Below are 15,264 nucleotides of genomic sequence, written 5' to 3' on the forward strand. Positions count from 1 at the left end.
GTGCCGGACACCTTCGGATCATGAGGAACAACACCGTTGTCGCGGCGGCGCCGGCCGCCCCGCCGTCGCGCCGCCCCGGACCAGGGTCCACGGCCGTCAGATGGCTGACCACCACCGATCACAAGACGATCGGCACGCTCTACCTGATCACGTCGTTCGCGTTTTTCTGTATCGGCGGGGTGATGGCGCTGCTGATGCGCGCCGAACTGGCCCGTCCGGGTTTGCAGATCATGTCGAACGAGCAGTTCAACCAGGCGTTCACCATGCATGGCACGATCATGCTGCTGATGTTCGCCACTCCGCTGTTCGCGGGGTTCGCCAACTGGATCATGCCGCTGCAGATCGGTGCGCCCGATGTGGCGTTCCCGCGGCTGAACATGTTCGCGTACTGGCTGTATCTCTTCGGCTCGCTGATCGCGGTGGGCGGGTTCCTGACCCCGCAGGGCGCGGCCGACTTTGGCTGGTTCGCCTACTCCCCGCTCTCGGACGCGGTGCGCTCACCGGGGGTCGGCGCGGACATGTGGATCATGGGTCTGGCCCTCTCCGGCTTCGGCACCATCCTCGGCTCGGTCAACTTCATCACCACGATCATCTGCATGCGCGCTCCGGGCATGACGATGTTCCGGATGCCGATCTTCACCTGGAATGTGCTGCTGACCGGTGTGCTGGTGCTGCTGGCCTTCCCGGTGCTGGCCGCCGCGCTGTTCGCCCTGGAGGCGGACCGCCAATTCGGCGCGCATGTCTTCGACGCGGCCAATGGCGGGGCGCTGCTCTGGCAACACCTCTTCTGGTTCTTCGGCCATCCGGAGGTCTATATCATCGCCCTGCCGTTCTTCGGCATCATCTCCGAGGTCATTCCGGTCTTCTCCCGGAAGCCGATGTTCGGCTATATCTCGCTCATCGCGGCGACGATTTCCATCGCGGGCCTTTCGGTCACCGTCTGGGCGCACCATATGTATGTCACCGGCGGTGTGCTGCTGCCGTTCTTCTCCTTCATGACGTTCCTGATAGCCGTGCCGACCGGTATCAAGTTCTTCAACTGGATCGGCACCATGTGGAAGGGGTCGCTGAGCTTCGAGACGCCGATGCTCTGGGCGACCGGATTCCTCATCACCTTCGTCTTCGGCGGCCTGACCGGCGTGATCCTGGCCTCGCCGCCGATGGACTTCGCTGTCTCGGACACCTACTTCGTGGTGGCCCACTTCCACTACGTCATCTTCGGCACCGTGGTCTTCGCGATGTTCGCCGGATTCCACTTCTGGTGGCCCAAGTTCACCGGCAAGATGCTCGACGAGCGGCTGGGAAAGATCACCTTCTGGACCCTCTTCCTCGGCTTCCACGGCACGTTCCTGGTGCAGCACTGGCTGGGCGCCGAGGGAATGCTCCGCAGAATTCCCGACTACCTGGCGGCCGACGGCGTCACCACCCTGAACACCATCTCGACCATCAGCTCCTTCGTCCTCGGCCTGTCGTTCCTGCCGTTCCTCTACAACGTCTGGAAGACTGCCAAGTACGGCGAGAAGGTCGTCACCGACGACCCCTGGGGATATGGCCGTTCCCTGGAATGGGCGACCTCCTGCCCGCCGCCGCGCCATAACTTCGTCAGCCTGCCGAAGATCCGTTCCGAATCCCCCGCGTTCGATCTGCACCATCCCGATGTCGGCCAGAAGGAGAGTGTGGCGTGAGTATGGCCAGAGCCGCCGAGCCTCCCGGTATCGCCGCCGGAATCAACCAGATCGAGGGCTATCTGCTGCTGCAGACGGAGCGGGACGCGGCCCGGGAGCGGGCCCGCCGCCTCACGGCCCCGCTCGACTGGCTGACCTCCGCCCAGCGGGCGGAGGTCGAGCGGCTCTACCTGCAGGACCAGCTGGCCGTCACCGAGCAGACCCTGCGCAAGGTGGTGCGGCGCTGTGAGGAGCTGCGGGCGGAGTACCAGGAGGTCTACCGCACGCTGCGCCGCCGGCTCCTCCTGGTCTGCCTGCTCGGGGCCGCGACCCTCGCCGGCGGCTTCGCCGCCGCCCTCACCGTCCGGTAGGCGCCATCCGGGTCGGGTTCGGAATCGCCCCGGCCTCGGAGCCGGAGTCGAACCAGGCCGCGGGTACATTGCGCAGCGCCTGGTCGGTGTAGTCGCTCCAGAGGTCGGCGACCCGCTGGGCGCTGGCGTTCTTGAGCGGGATCTGCTTGCGCTTCTCGGCGTCCTCGCCGAAGAGGGCGACCGCGGTGACCAGGTCCGGGGTGTAACCGACGTACCAGGCCGCCCTCTTGTCGTCGGAGACCCCGCCCTTGCCCGCCGCGGGGCGCTTGACGGCGCGTACGGCGTCCTTACCGCCGTTCATGATGAGATTCCGGGTGACAAGCTGAGCCGCCGCTGGGGCGATCGCCTGATCGCCCACGGCCTTCGGCGGCCCGGCCGTCTCGTCGCCGCGCCGTGCGGACTTCACGATGCTCGGGGTGACCCGCTTGCCCTGGTGGTTGAACGAGGCGTAGACACCGGCCATCTTCAGTGGGCTCGAGCCCATCAGCCCCAGCTCGACCGACTCCTTGGTGCCGAAGCCGCCGTCGGTGTCCATGCCGAGGGCCCGGGCGGTGCGCTTGATCTCCGGCAGTCCGCCGGCGTCGGGCCCGTTATGCATCTTGGCGTCCATGGAGGCGGCGTCGGTGACCGGCTGGAAGGCGGAGCCCACCTGGTAGTCGCCGCGGGTCGCGTTGGACAGATAGTGCCGGGTGTAGTCCCGGCCGCCGTAGAGCGCGAGGATCCGCCCGTTCTTCGGGTCCACCGAGACCGCGCCGCCCTGGGTGGCGGCGGCGTCCGCACGGGCCTGCTTCTCGTCGGCGGAACCGTCCGCACGGGTCTGCTTCTCCTCGCCGGAACCGTCCGTCCGGGGCTTCCCCTTGGCGGAGCCGTCGAGGCCCTGGCGCATCGTCTTCTCCAGCGCCCGCTGTTTGGCCGGGTCGACGTTGAGGGTGATGGTCCAGCCGCCCGCGGCGAGTTCCTGTTCGCTGACGCCCGAGGCGATCAGCTCATTGCGGGCAGCGTCCACGAGGTAGCCGGCCTGGCCGTCGAGACCGGGGGCGGGCTTGGGGTCGACCGGCACGGGAAAGCGCATGTGCTTCCGCTGCGCGGGGTCCAGCCAGTGCATATCGACCATGTTGTCCAGCACATAGTTCCAGCGCCGGGTGACCAGACGCTTCGCCTTGGGGCTCGCCACGGCCCAGTCGTACTGGCTGGGGGCCTGCACCAGCGCCGCCAGATACGCGCCCTCCTCGACCGTGAGGTCGTCGACGTCCTTGTCGTAGTACGCGCGGGCGGCGGCCTGGATGCCGTAGGCCACGCGGCCGAAGTAGCTGGTGTTCAGATACCCCGCGAGGATGTCCTCCTTGGAGTTGCGCTGGTCGACCTTGAGGGAGATCACCAGCTCCTTGATCTTGCGGCTGGCGGTCTGTTCCTGGCTCAGGTAGTAGTTCTTGACGTACTGCTGGGTGATGGTCGAACCGCCCTGGGTCCCCTTGCCGGCCACGGTGTTGACCACTCCCCGCAGAATGCCCATCGGGTCCACGCCCCGGTCCTTGTAGAAGGACTTGTTCTCCGCCGCGACGAACGCGTGCTGCACGCCCGTGGGTATCCGGTCGAGGGTGACCATCTCGCGGTTGATCTCGCCGGTGCGGGCGAGGATCGTGCCGTCGCTGTACTTGTAGACGTTGCTCTGCGCCTTCGCCTGGGCGTTGGCCTTGGGAACGTCGATGGAGTAGTAGAGCACGGTGAACGCCCCGATCAGCAGGGCGCACAGGCCGGCCACATAGGCGATCAGCTTCCGCCAGGTGAAGAGCCGCCGGATGCCGGTCCGCTTCGGCTTTCCGTGTCTCTTCTCACCGTGCTGTCGGCTCGGGGGTCTGGTGTCCCGCGGCGCCTGCTTCGAGTCCGGGGTGAACCGTTCGCGTAGTGCCGTGAGGGGACCTGCCATGCCGATTGCTCCTCCATCGATCCCGGCCGCGAGGATTCGCGGGGGTCGGCGCCATCCTCCTCAGCGAAGATCTTCGGAACGGCAACGGGCGATCTCGGCCGGGGCTCGACCGCTTCTCGACTTCCCCTCGACGATGTATCAGCCGTGTATCGGTCCGGGCTCGGGCCGCTCCGGCAGGTGCAGCGTGGCGACAGCGCCGCCGTCCGGTGCGTTGCCGAACGTGAGCGTGGCGCCGAGGACCTGAGCCTGTCCCGCCGCGATGGTCAGCCCGAGACCGTGGCCCCGGCCCCGCTCCCGGACCCCGGTGCGGAACCGCTGCGGACCCTTCTCCAGCAGATCGTCCGGATAGCCGGTTCCATGGTCGCGGACGGTCACGGTCCGGCCGTCCGCCGCCACCGTCACCTCGACCGGTTCACGGCCGTGGCGATGGGCGTTGATCACGAGATTGGTGACGATGCGGGCCAGCCGGCGGGGATCCGTCCACACCTTCGGGCCGTCCTCGGGGTCCTGCGGCGCGCTGTCCTGCGCGCCGCCGGTGCGCAGGCATGCCGACAGCCCGGTGCCGGCGATGGCATCGTCGAGCACGGGTCCCAGGGGACAGGGCGACAGATCGGCCTCCTCGGCCCCCGCGTCCAGCCGGGAGATCTCCAGCAGATCCTCGACCAGTGTGCTCAACACCCGCACCCGGTCGCGCACATACCCGGCCGCCTCCCCCGGCGGGAGCAGCTCGGCGGCGGTGACCAGGCCCATCAGCGGAGTGCGCAGCTCATGCGCCACATCGGCGGTGAACCGCTGCTCGTCGAGCAGCCGCTCCTGCAGCGCGGCGGCCATCGAGTCCACGGCCCCGGAGATCTCGGCGATCTCGTCGTGCGGGCGGGCGGCGGCGGAGATCCGGGCGTCCAGGTCCCCGGCCGCGATCCGCCGCGCGGTGGCCGCCGCGAGCCGCAGCCGCCGGCTCATCCGCTCGGCGGTCAGTACGCCCAGGGGCAGCACCACGGCGGTGGTCATCAGCCCGGCCAGGATGATGTTGGTGTCCAGCGCGCCGATGTTGCGCATCGCGGTGCTCATGTCGACGCGTACGGACAGGACCTGACCGTCGGCGGGCCGGGCCGCCCACATCGCGGGCCCGTCCGGGCCGGTGCTGAACTCGGTGCCCTGATGCCCCTTCTTCACCAGCCGCCGCAGACCCTGGGGCAGCCCGGGTGCGTCCATCACCGCACCGGAGCCCTGGACGCCGCCGGTGCGGGCGTAGCTGAGCGCGGCACGGTCGAGCGTGGTCCGCGCGCCTTCGCGCGCCTGGGACAGTTCGCGGTCGCGTGAGGCATGGTGCACCAGCACGCCCACCGCGGCCGCGGCGGCACAGGTCGCCGCCGCCACCAGGGCCACGATCCGCCATCTCAGCGTCATCTCAGCGTCGCAGCTTGTATCCGAAGCCGCGGACCGTCTCGATCCGTTCGGCGCCTATCTTCGCCCGCAGCCGCTGCACATGGAGGTCGACCACCCGGGTGTCGCCCTGCCACGCGTGGTCCCAGACCCGGTTCAGCAGCGTACGGCGCTCCAGCACCACACCGGGCGAGCCGGCGAACTCCAGCAGCATCCGCAGTTCGGTGGGGGTCAGCGCGAGCGGCTCTCCCGCGCGGCGCACCTCCATGCCGAGGGTGTCGATGGTCAGATCGCCGAAGGCGAGGGTGTCCGGCCCGGCCGCGCCGTCCGGCTCCGCCGCCCCGTTCCGCGCCTCGGCGTGCGAGGCGCGGGCCGCGGGGGTGAAGGAGGCGCGGCGCAGCAGCGAGCGGATACGGGCCACCAGGACCGCGCTCTCGCACGGCTTGATCACATAGTCGTCGGCACCCGCTTCGAGACCGGAGACGACGTCGAGGGCGTCCCCGCGCGCGGACATCATCAGGATCGGCGCCAGGCTGAACTCGCGGACCCTGCGGCACAGTCCGATGCCGTCCAGCTCGGGCAGCATCACATCCAGGAGGAGCAGATCGGGCTGCTTCTCACGGAAGATCTCCAGCCCGGTGAGACCGTCGCCCGCGGTGAACACCGTGAAGCCGTACCGCTCCAGGGCCATCCGCACCGTATTGCGGATCACCTTGTCGTCCTCGACGAGCAGCAGATGTGCCTCGGTCGGGGAGCCGGTGCCCGGGGCGGGGCCGGGCGGGAGGAAGCCGGTGGTCATCGCGTCGTCCTCGTCTCCGTACGGGGGTCCGGGACCGCCGTGAGGCTGCTGCCCGGCGCTGGTTCCGGTACGACACCCGGGTCGGCCCCCGGCTCCTTCGCCCGGGTGCCCGCGCCGCCCTCGGGCGTCACGGCCGCCATGACGCGGCCGTTCCAGCGGAAGCGCGTGGTGACCCGGCCGTCCTCGCCGGTCGCGCTGATCAGCAGATCGCGGCCGAAGGTTTCGCCGGTGAGCCCCGGCGGGCCCCAGTAGATCAGCACGGGGCGGACCGTGCGGCCCGAGGCCGTGTAGACCTGAAGCAGCGTCCGATCGAGTCTCGGCAGATCGACCGCCACCACCTGTTCGTCCTTGCCGTCGCCGGTCAGATCGCGGTGGACGGCGCCCCGCAGCGGACAGTCGCCACTGCCCGGGCACACGGAGATCTCCTTCTGCACCAGCGCCGGCACATTCGGGTCGTTGAGCAGCAGGTCCTGCGCGGAGACGGCGGTCAGTCCGCCCGAGGGCAGCCGGAGCCTGCTCACCGGCAGATAGCGGTCGAAGTCCGGCTTCTGACGGGGCGACGACGTGGCCGAGGGAGTGTACCGGGGCCACAGCGGAACGGCGCTGACCGGTGCCGACAGCGAGGGCGCCGCGCCGTCGTCCCGCACCCCGGACTGGGCCGCGCACCCCGCGGCGGTCACGATGGCGCACGCGGTCGCCACGGCGGACAGCAGGCCGCGTGGCAGCCGGGGGCGGGGGCGTCGTCGCGCGGTGCGGGACGCGTGGGGGAGTGAACGCATGGCCGTCACAGACTACTGAGCGGCGGAGGCGTCTCACGCCGGGCCCGTGGAGTACCGGCCGGTAGGGGTGGGGCGGCCGAAGGCGACAGGCCCGGGGCATGCCGCCCCGGGCCTGTTCGGAGTGACGTGGTGTCACATGGCCGGCCTCATTTGACGAATTCCGGACGCACCCGGGCCGGCCAGGTGCCCACGGTCAGCATGCCCGCCGCGTATGCGCGCGAGACCAAGGCGGCCCGGTTGGGTGCCTTCATCTTCCGCAGCATCGACCCCACGTGGTATTCGACGCCCTGTCTGCTCAGGTAGAGCTTGGCGGCCATCTGCACGGTCGACGCGCCGGTGGCCACTCCCTCGAGTATCCGGGCCTCCAGCGGCGAGAGCAGCTTCTGGCTGGTGGGGGCGGGTGCCTCCTCGGGTCGTTCGTCATCCGGTTTGACCATGACGACGATGGACGAGAGCCGGTCGGACCGGCCCTGGATGGCCGTGCCGGTCAGCTTGCCCGAGAACACCTGGCCGCGTGAGTGGCAGCCGAGGACGCGCTCGGTGAAGCGGGTGCGCCGTCCGTCGTGCAGCCGCGAGAAGTGTTCCCGCAGGACGGAGGAGGTGCTGGGGTGCAGCAGGTCGAACAGGCTGCGGCCGCACAACTCAGCAGAGGATGCGCCGAAATGTCGGCAGAAGTCCTCGTCCCCGGCCACCACATGGAGGTCGGGGGCGAGTGTGGCCATTCCGGTGGCGTGTCGCGAGGCGGCGGCGGGCACTGCCTGTCCGGGCACTCGAGAGGCACTCTGAGCGCTGTGGGGGAGGGCCAAGAGGAGTCACCGCTTTCAGTCGGTTCGTGACGGAGTGGTCAGTCCGTCTCGGGTGAACCCCCAGGTGACGGAGGGTCGGCGCACAGCGGGCCACGCAATGCGCCGGACCCCAGGGGGAATTCAGTGACGGGTGTTAGATCCGCTTCCTGGTGTATACCAACGCTACAGTGACTGTGGGGTGCCCGTTTCCAACAGAGTTGTGCCCGCTTTCTGCCCGCTTTGCTGATGGAACCGGCGGGAGGTGGGAGCCGCTGGTGGGAGCGCTACGCCGCGGCCTTGGCCGACTTGCTGGTCTTGGCGCGGCTTCCGGAGCGGCTGCTCTTCGAGCGGTCCGCGGTGCGGCCTTCGGTGCCCTTCTCGGCCGGCGGGGCCATGATGCCGCCCTTGCGCAGCACCGCATAACCTACCCCGATGCCGACGGCCACCGGCCATTCGATGACCTCCACGGCACCCAGCGCGCCGAGCCCCAGGTACAGCGGGAGTCCGCCCTTGGCGGGCAGCACCCGGCGGGCCATCTCGACCGGCTTCAGCGCCACCCTCGCCGCGCCCCCGGTCGCACGGGTGGTCGCGTGGCCGACTGTGTCGAAGGTCTCCTTCGTGGCGTGACCCACGGTGTCGAGGGTTCCCTTGGTGGCCTGACCGACGGTGTCGAGGGTGCCCTTGGTGGCCTGGCCGACGGTGCCGAGGGTTTCCTTCGTCGCGTGGCCCATGGTGTCGAACGTGGGCATCGTGAGGGTCAGGCTGCGCCTGCCGTCACTGCGCGACGTCTCCATGGCACCCTTGGCGGCCTTCGCCGTCCGCTGTCGCTGCGTGGTCTTCGATGGCCTGGTGGTCTTCGTCGCCTTCTTCGTCTCCGAAGACTTCGACGTGGCCGACGTGGCTGCCGCGGCCTGGGACTTCGTCGACTTGCCGCCGCGCCCCGGTGCCGTCTTCTTCGCGGCTGTCGAGGAGCTGCGCTTGCGTGAAGTAGCGGGAGTGGTCACTGGTCTCACGTCCACACGGTGATGGCGGATTGAATCTTCTTCCTATTTAAGGGTAATAGGGATGAACCGGGCAGGCCGCCCGGGGAGCGGAGGTTCCCTCGATGTCACCGCTGTCACCGCTGTCACCGCTGCATCTGCCCCTGGCGACGCTGAAGCTGCTGTCCCTGCCACCCCTGCAGCTCCTCGCGCCCATCAAGGCCGGTGTGGCCGCGGGTGTGCGGGATGCCGCCGGAGCCGTCGGGCGGCTGGTCCGGCCCTCCCAGCGCGGGATCTGGTCCTACCCGGGGAGGTACTACATCGAGGTCCGCGGGGTGCACGGGATCGGGGGCGAGCAGGTGGCCCGCCGGGTGGAACGGGCCCTCGAGGAGCATCCGCGGGTGCAGTGGGCACGGGTCAACGCGCCCTCCGAGCGGGTCCTGGTGGCCGTGGGCAAGCCGCCCCCGTCCGAGCAGGACCTGATCGCACGGATCGAGCGCGCGGAGGTCCAGGAGCCCGTCGCGCCCACCGAGGAGTTCGACGAGTGGGCCCCGGAGCCGCGCCATCCCTCCGGCGGCGCGAAGGAGGCCCAGTCGCTGGCCGTCGTGGCGGCGGACGTCGTGGGGCTGAGCGTGGCCACCGCCCTGCGGCTCACCCCGTGGCTCAGACTGCCGACCGAGGCGGCCGCGACCCTGTCCATCATCCAGCACCACCCCCGCCTGCGGCGGCTGGCCCTGGCCATCACCCGCGGGCAGCCCACCGAGGCCGCACTGCCGGTGCTGGCCGCGCTGACCCAGGGCGTGGCCACCCGGGGTGGCGGGCTCGCGCTCGACCTCGTCCAGCGGGCGGCCCTGTGGCGGGAGGCGGAGGCGGAGGGCCGGGCCTGGGCGGCGATGGAGCCACAGCTCGTGCACGGCCCCCAGGACGTGGTGGCCGAGCCGATCGTGGTCGAGCGGCCCGGAAAGCCCCCCAAGGACACCGTGGAGCGCTTCGCGGAGCGCTCCATGGCCGCCGGGGCCGCGGCCGGTGTCCTCGCGGCCCCGTTCGCCGGTCCGCGTCGCGGATTCGCGGTCGCGTTCTCGTCCGTGCCCAAGGCGCCGGGGGCCGGCCGGGAGGGGTTCGCGACCAGCCTCGGCCAGTTTCTCGCCCTGCGCGGCGTCCTCGCCATGGACCGCAGCAGTCTGCGGCGGCTGGGCCAGGTCGACACCGTGGTGCTGGACGAGGCGGCGCTGCGCGGCGACCGCTACGAGCCCATCGACCTGGAACTCCTCGGCGGCGCCGACCCCGAGCCGACCGCCGAGCGGCTCTTCGGCCTCTTCGACCCCGATGAGCCACTGGAGACCCGCCACGACAACGGATGGGTGCTCGGCCCCCTGGACCGGCTGGAGCTGACGGGCCGCACCGGGCAGCAGACCGCGGCGCGGCTCCGCCGCAGGGGCAGCGAGCGGGTGCTCGGCCTGGCCCGGGGAAGCACGCTCCAGGCGGTGGTGGGCCTCGCCCCGCAGACCGTGCCGGGCGCCGAGGCCGTGGCGGCCGCCGCCCGCCGGGCAGGATCCCGCATCGTCCTGGCCACCGACCGGCCCCATCCCACCGGGTTCACCTTCGCCGACGCCGTGATGCCCGCCGGCCGCCGCCTCGTGGCCTCCGTACGGTCCCTGCAGGCCGACGGCGCCGTGGTGCTGCTGCTCTCCGGCAACCGCCGGGCCCTGGGAGCCGCCGACTGCGGCGTCGGCGTGCACCGCGACGGCGAGCCCCCGGCCTGGGGCGCCCATCTGCTCGTCGGCGCCGACCTGGAGTCGGCCGGGCTCATCGTGGACGCCGTGGGCGTGGCCGCGCGGGTCGACCGGGAGAGCGCCCTGCTGTCCGCGGGCGGCAGCGCCGTCGGCGCGGTGGCCGCCCTCCAGGCGGCCCCGAACCAGGCCACCGCCCGGGCCGCCGCGGCGGGCACCACCGCGGGGACCCTGGCCTTCGCCCTGGGCCACTGGCGGGCACGCCAGCTCCTCGCCCGCCCCATGGACCCGCCGGTGACCACCACCCCCTGGCATCTGATGCCCGTCCCCCGGGTGCTGGAGCGCCTGGAGACCGGCCCCGACGGCCTCAGCCCGGAGGAGGCGACCGCCCGCACCGCGCTGGGGCCGCGCCGCGGCGAGCCCACCCGCACCACCCTGCCCGCCGCGTTCATCGAGGAGCTGGCCAACCCCCTGACCCCGGTCCTCGCCGCCGGGGCCGCCCTGGCGGCCGCCGTGGGCTCGCGCACCGACGCCGCACTGGTGGCCGCCATCACCGGCATCTCCGCCCTGGTCGGCGGATTCCAGCGGGTCAGGACCGAGCGGGCCCTGTCCGAGCTGTTCGCCCGCTCGGCGATCGGCGCCCGGGTCCGCCGGGGCGGTACGGAACGCCTCGTGACCGCCGGGGACCTCGTCCCCGGCGACATCGTCATGCTGGGCCCCGAGGACGTGGTGCCCGCCGACTGCCGGCTACTGGAGGGCGAGGGGCTCGAGGTCGACGAGTCCTCGCTGACCGGCGAATCGCTCCCCGTGAGCAAGGATCCGGCGCCGGTCGTCGGCGCGCACATCACCCAGCGCCGGTCGATGCTCTACGAGGGCACCACCGTCTCCGCGGGGCGCGCCGTGGCCGTCGTCGTGGCCACCGGACCGGCCACCGAGGTCGGCCGAAGCCTGGCCACCGCCCGCCAGGCCGCCCCGGTCACCGGTGTCGAGGCGCGGCTGACCTCGCTCACCCGGTCCAGCGTGCCCATCGCGCTCGGATCCGCCGCCGCGGTCGCCGGCGCCGGACTGCTGCACGGCCTCCCGCTCACCAAGAACCTCGCCTCCGCCGTCAACCTGGCCGTCGCGTCCGTCCCCGAAGGGCTTCCGTTCCTGGTCAACGCGGCCCAGCTGGCCGCCGCCCGCCGACTGGCCGACCTCGGCGCCCTGGTCCGCAACCCCCGCACCATCGAGGCGCTCGGCCGCGCCGACGTGCTGTGCTTCGACAAGACCGGAACCCTCACCGAGGGCAACCTCCAGCTCGCGGCCGTCAGCGACAGCGGCGGCCCGCTCCCCGCCGACCGGCTCGACGCGCCCCGTAAGGCGGTGCTCGCCGCCGCCCTGCGCGCGACCCCGCCGGCCCGCCAGTCCGAGCCCATGGCGCACCAGACCGACCGCGCGGTGAGCGTCGGGGCGCGCCGGGCCGGGGTCGGGGTGCGGCGCGGAGCGCCCCGCTGGCGCCGTACGGACGCGTTGCCCTTCGAACCCTCCCGCGCCTACCACGCCACCACCGGGCGCACCGTGCACGGTCCGCTGCTCAGCGTGAAGGGCGCGCCTGAAGGCGTCCTGGACCGGGTCGCACGGCGGCGCACCCCGGGCACCGGCCAGGCCACCGAACTGGACGCGGAGGGCATCAGGAAGCTGGGCGAGACCGCGGAAGAGCTGGCCGGTGCCGGTCGCCGGGTCCTGGCGGTGGCCGAGCGGCGGATGCGGGAGGGCGAGGAGCTGTCCGACAAGGCCGTACGGGACCTGGACTTCCTCGGCTTCATCGCCATCGCCGACCCCGTGCGCACCAGCGCCGCCCCCGCCCTCGCGCGGCTTCGCGAGTCGGGTGTGCAGACCATGATGCTCACCGGCGACCACCCCGCCACCGCGGACGCCATCGCCGCCCCCATCATGGATCTCCCCGAGCCCAAGGTGTGCACCGGTCCGGAGCTGGACGAGATGGACGACGCGGAGCTGGACGAGCTGCTGCCGACGGTGGACGTGATCGCCCGGTGCAGCCCGCACCACAAGGTCCGTATCGTTCAGGCGTATCAGCGCCTCGGCCGGGTGGTGGCGATGACCGGGGACGGCGCCAACGACGCTCCCGCGATCCGGCTCGCGGACGTCGGGATCGCCCTGGGGCGGCGCGGTACCCCCGCCGCGACCGCCGCCGCGGACCTGGTCGTCACCGACGACCGCCTGGAGACGATCGTCTCGGCCCTGATGGAGGGGCGTGCCATGTGGGCCTCGGTGCGCGCGGCCCTCGCCATCCTCATCGGCGGCAACTTCGGCGAGGTCACCTTCAGTGTGGCCACCTCCGCCCTGACCGGCGCCACACCCCTGAGCGCCCGTCAGATCATGCTGGTCAACCTGCTGACCGACCTCGCGCCCGCGCTCGCCATCGCGGTGCGCGAGCCGACCGGGCACACCGGCGAACGGCTGCTCAAGGAGGGCCCCAGCCGCTCCCTGGGCGCGGCGCTGACCAAGGAGATGCTGCTGCGGGGCGTCATCACGGCCGCCGGGGCCGGACTGGCGTGGACCGGCGCCCGGGTCACCGGCAGAAGCCGCCGGGCCGGTACGGTGGCGCTCGCCGCCCTGGTCGGCACCCAGCTCGCGCAGACCCTGACCACGGGCGGCCTGGACCGGCACGTCCTGATCGCCGGGCTGGGCTCCGCCGCGGTGCTCGCCGCCATCATCCAGACCCCGGGCGTCAGCCAGTTCTTCGACTGCACCCCGCTCGGCCCGGTCGCCTGGGCCATCACCCTGGGGTCCATCACCGCGGCCACCCTGGCCGGCCCCCTCCTGGCGCCGCTGCTGCGCCTGGAGAGCACGCCCCTTGAAGGGGACCAAGCGAACCAAGCGGATCAGGCGGATCAAGCGGATCAGGCGGAGGGTGCGGCGGAGGGCGCGGACGCCGCCGACGGGGCGGAGGCGACCGCCGCATCCCGGTGACCACCGAACCTCTTGCGCCACCCGGCCCGAGCGATAGTGTTGAATGTCCCGGTTTGGGATGACGGGGGCGGGTCGGTGTGGAGGAGGGTGTGATGCGGAGCCGAGAGAGGTATGAGCTGATCTTCGTGGATGCGACCGTCCCCGGGACCGAGGATGTCGTGGTGGTGCACCGTACGGACAGCAGTGGTCCGGGCGGGCACCCTGTGTACGCGGACGACACCGGCATCGTGCGGGCGGAGATCAGCGACCGTGACGAGGTGCGGATGATCGCCAGTGGCGGCCATCAGGTGCACGCCGCCGCGGTCAGCGCCCGCCCGGTGTCCTGAATCACCCGTCCGGTGCCCGATGCGTCTGTCGTCTCCGCAGGTCGGCGCCGTTGTCAGTGGTGCCCGCTACGTTTGCCCCATGGGAGTCCGAAGAGCGATGAGGTGCGGCGATGAGTGATGTGGCGGCGATGGACGGCGCGACCGGTGTCGAGCTCCAGTTGGAGCCGTACCGCACGCAGCTGACCGGTTACTGCTATCGGATGCTGGGCTCGGCCTTCGAAGCCGAGGACGCCGTCCAGGAGACCATGGTGCGCGCCTGGCGGGGCCTGGACCGCTTCGAGGGCCGCTCCGCGCTGCGGTCCTGGCTCTACCGCATCGCCACCAATGTCTGCCTGGACATGCTCAACGGGAGCAAGCGCCGGGCCCGGCCTATGGATCTGACCTCCGTGGCCACCCCGTTCCCGGCCGCGCTCGCCGAGCAGCCGGAGGCCACCTGGATCGGGCCGGTCCCGGACGGCCAGGTGCTGCCGGCCGGGGGAGACCCCGCCGAGGTGGCGGCCCAGCGGGACGCGGTGCGGCTCGCGTTCATCGCCGCGCTGCAGCACCTGGCGCCCCGCCAGCGGGCGGTGCTGATCCTGCGCGAGGTGCTGGCGTGGAAGGCGAGCGAGGTCGCCGAGCTGCTGGGCACCACCGTCGCGTCCGTCAACAGCGCGTTGCAGCGCGCCCGGGCCACCCTCGCCGCGAGCGAGATCAGCGACTCCGACCCGGTCAAGCCGCTGGACGAGGAGCAGCGCGCCCTGCTGGCCCGCTATGTGGACGCCTTCGAGCGCTATGACCTGGACTCCCTCACCGCCCTGCTGCATGAGGACGCCACGCTCTCCATGCCGCCGTACGAGCTGTGGCTGCGCGGCCATGAGGACATCCGCCAGTGGCTGCTGGGCCATGGCATCGGCTGCCGCGGCTCCCGTCTGGTCCCGACCGTGGCCAACGGCCTGCCCGCCTTCGGCCAGTACCGTCCGAGTGGCCCCGACGGCCGCCATGAAGCCTGGGCGCTTCAGGTCCTCGAGATATCAGGGGGCCGGATCACCGGGCTCAACTCCTTCCTGGACACCGAGCGCCTCTTCCCCCTGTTCGGCCTCCCCGCCCAGCTCGAGCCCGAGCGCGTGGCCTGACGCCAGGGCGTGCCCTGACGCCGCGGGGGTCGTCAGGGCCTCGTCCAGCCCCGTCCAGGCGAGCAGCCGCCGCAGTTCGCCGCAGGCGTTGCGGAGCTGGATCCCGCGCCCCAGCCGGCCGGCGGTCAGCCGCAGCCGGGCCAGGGCCTCGACGACGGCCAGGTCCGGCCGGCCCGCCCCGCCCACGTCCACGGTGACCGGTCCAGGACCGGCCAGGCGCGCCAGCGCGGACAGCCGTTCGCACAGCCGCTCCACCTCGGCGCGGGTGACCGGCCGGCCCAGGACCAGCACGGCCGGGGACGGCGGGGCCGGGGCCGGGGGCGGCGTGGGCGGCTTCTCGGGCTCGGGACGGGCCAACGTCCACCTCCTGTCGTGGTGTTCACCTGTTCACCGGTGAAGACCGCCCGGCTGAGGAAAAGTCATCGCCGCACCCCT

Annotated in this window: 13 protein-coding genes; 6 read left to right on the forward strand and 7 right to left on the reverse strand. The window is 71.8% G+C overall.

The features are described 5' to 3' along the window. Nucleotides 1-20: 20 nt before the first annotated feature. Together ctaD and STRVI_RS17525 are read left to right on the forward strand one after the other, a co-directional pair. Complete coding sequence (gene ctaD, locus STRVI_RS17520) at nucleotides 21-1,685, forward strand: aa3-type cytochrome oxidase subunit I (RefSeq protein WP_014057003.1); 1,665 nt, start codon at nucleotides 21-23, stop codon at nucleotides 1,683-1,685. 2 nt (nucleotides 1,686-1,687) lie between these two features. Further along, nucleotides 1,688-2,035, forward strand: a complete 348-nt coding sequence (locus STRVI_RS17525) for a hypothetical protein (protein WP_050993679.1) — start codon at nucleotides 1,688-1,690, stop codon at nucleotides 2,033-2,035. Here the strand turns inward: STRVI_RS17525 and STRVI_RS17530 are convergent. The 6 genes from STRVI_RS17530 to STRVI_RS50000 all read right to left on the reverse strand — a co-directional run bounded on the left by STRVI_RS17530 (nucleotide 2,022) and on the right by STRVI_RS50000 (nucleotide 8,457). Further along, nucleotides 2,022-3,962 (reverse strand): transglycosylase domain-containing protein, encoded by a 1,941-nt coding sequence (locus STRVI_RS17530; RefSeq protein WP_014057005.1) that lies wholly within the window; start codon nucleotides 3,960-3,962, stop codon nucleotides 2,022-2,024. The two genes, STRVI_RS17525 and STRVI_RS17530, sit on opposite strands and share 14 nt — an antisense overlap. Nucleotides 3,963-4,100: 138 nt before the next feature. Further along, complete coding sequence (locus tag STRVI_RS17535; protein WP_014057006.1) at nucleotides 4,101-5,369, reverse strand: sensor histidine kinase; 1,269 nt, start codon at nucleotides 5,367-5,369, stop codon at nucleotides 4,101-4,103. A gap of 1 nt (nucleotide 5,370) precedes the next feature. After that, nucleotides 5,371-6,144 (reverse strand): two-component system response regulator CseB, encoded by a 774-nt coding sequence (gene cseB / locus STRVI_RS17540; RefSeq protein ID WP_014057007.1) that lies wholly within the window; start codon nucleotides 6,142-6,144, stop codon nucleotides 5,371-5,373. Further along, nucleotides 6,141-6,923, reverse strand: a complete 783-nt coding sequence (locus tag STRVI_RS17545; RefSeq protein WP_014057008.1) for a hypothetical protein — start codon at nucleotides 6,921-6,923, stop codon at nucleotides 6,141-6,143. The genes cseB and STRVI_RS17545 overlap by 4 nt, the downstream gene beginning before the upstream one ends. Nucleotides 6,924-7,069: 146 nt before the next feature. Next, nucleotides 7,070-7,645, reverse strand: a complete 576-nt coding sequence (locus tag STRVI_RS17550; RefSeq protein ID WP_043239043.1) for a helix-turn-helix transcriptional regulator — start codon at nucleotides 7,643-7,645, stop codon at nucleotides 7,070-7,072. Between the two features lie 347 nt (nucleotides 7,646-7,992). Then, entirely contained in the window at nucleotides 7,993-8,457 is a 465-nt protein-coding gene (locus STRVI_RS50000; RefSeq protein WP_050993680.1) for a hypothetical protein, read from the reverse strand. On the opposite strand from STRVI_RS50000, the gene STRVI_RS17560 reads away from it, so the two are divergent. The 4 genes from STRVI_RS17560 (at nucleotide 8,450) to STRVI_RS17575 (ending at nucleotide 14,829) form a co-directional block, all read left to right on the forward strand. Next, complete coding sequence (locus STRVI_RS17560) at nucleotides 8,450-8,734, forward strand: hypothetical protein (RefSeq protein WP_150112897.1); 285 nt, start codon at nucleotides 8,450-8,452, stop codon at nucleotides 8,732-8,734. The genes STRVI_RS50000 and STRVI_RS17560 overlap by 8 nt on opposite strands. Before the next feature lie 79 nt (nucleotides 8,735-8,813). Continuing rightward, complete coding sequence (locus STRVI_RS17565; protein ID WP_014057011.1) at nucleotides 8,814-13,391, forward strand: HAD-IC family P-type ATPase; 4,578 nt, start codon at nucleotides 8,814-8,816, stop codon at nucleotides 13,389-13,391. A gap of 92 nt (nucleotides 13,392-13,483) precedes the next feature. Continuing rightward, nucleotides 13,484-13,717 carry a DUF6296 family protein gene (locus tag STRVI_RS17570; protein ID WP_014057012.1) on the forward strand — a complete coding sequence of 78 codons (234 nt, stop codon included), beginning with the start codon at nucleotides 13,484-13,486 and terminating at the stop codon, nucleotides 13,715-13,717. 110 nt (nucleotides 13,718-13,827) lie between these two features. Then, nucleotides 13,828-14,829, forward strand: coding sequence for a sigma-70 family RNA polymerase sigma factor (locus STRVI_RS17575; RefSeq protein WP_014057013.1), 1,002 nt, complete (start codon nucleotides 13,828-13,830; stop codon nucleotides 14,827-14,829). Here the strand turns inward: STRVI_RS17575 and STRVI_RS17580 are convergent. Then, a complete protein-coding gene (locus STRVI_RS17580) occupies nucleotides 14,728-15,186 on the reverse strand; it encodes an STAS domain-containing protein (protein ID WP_014057014.1) in 459 nt (152 codons plus the stop codon). The genes STRVI_RS17575 and STRVI_RS17580 overlap by 102 nt on opposite strands. Between the last annotated feature and the right edge of the window lie 78 nt (nucleotides 15,187-15,264).

The sequence above is a fragment of the Streptomyces violaceusniger Tu 4113 genome, from assembly GCF_000147815.2.
GTDB lineage: Bacteria > Actinomycetota > Actinomycetes > Streptomycetales > Streptomycetaceae > Streptomyces > Streptomyces violaceusniger_A.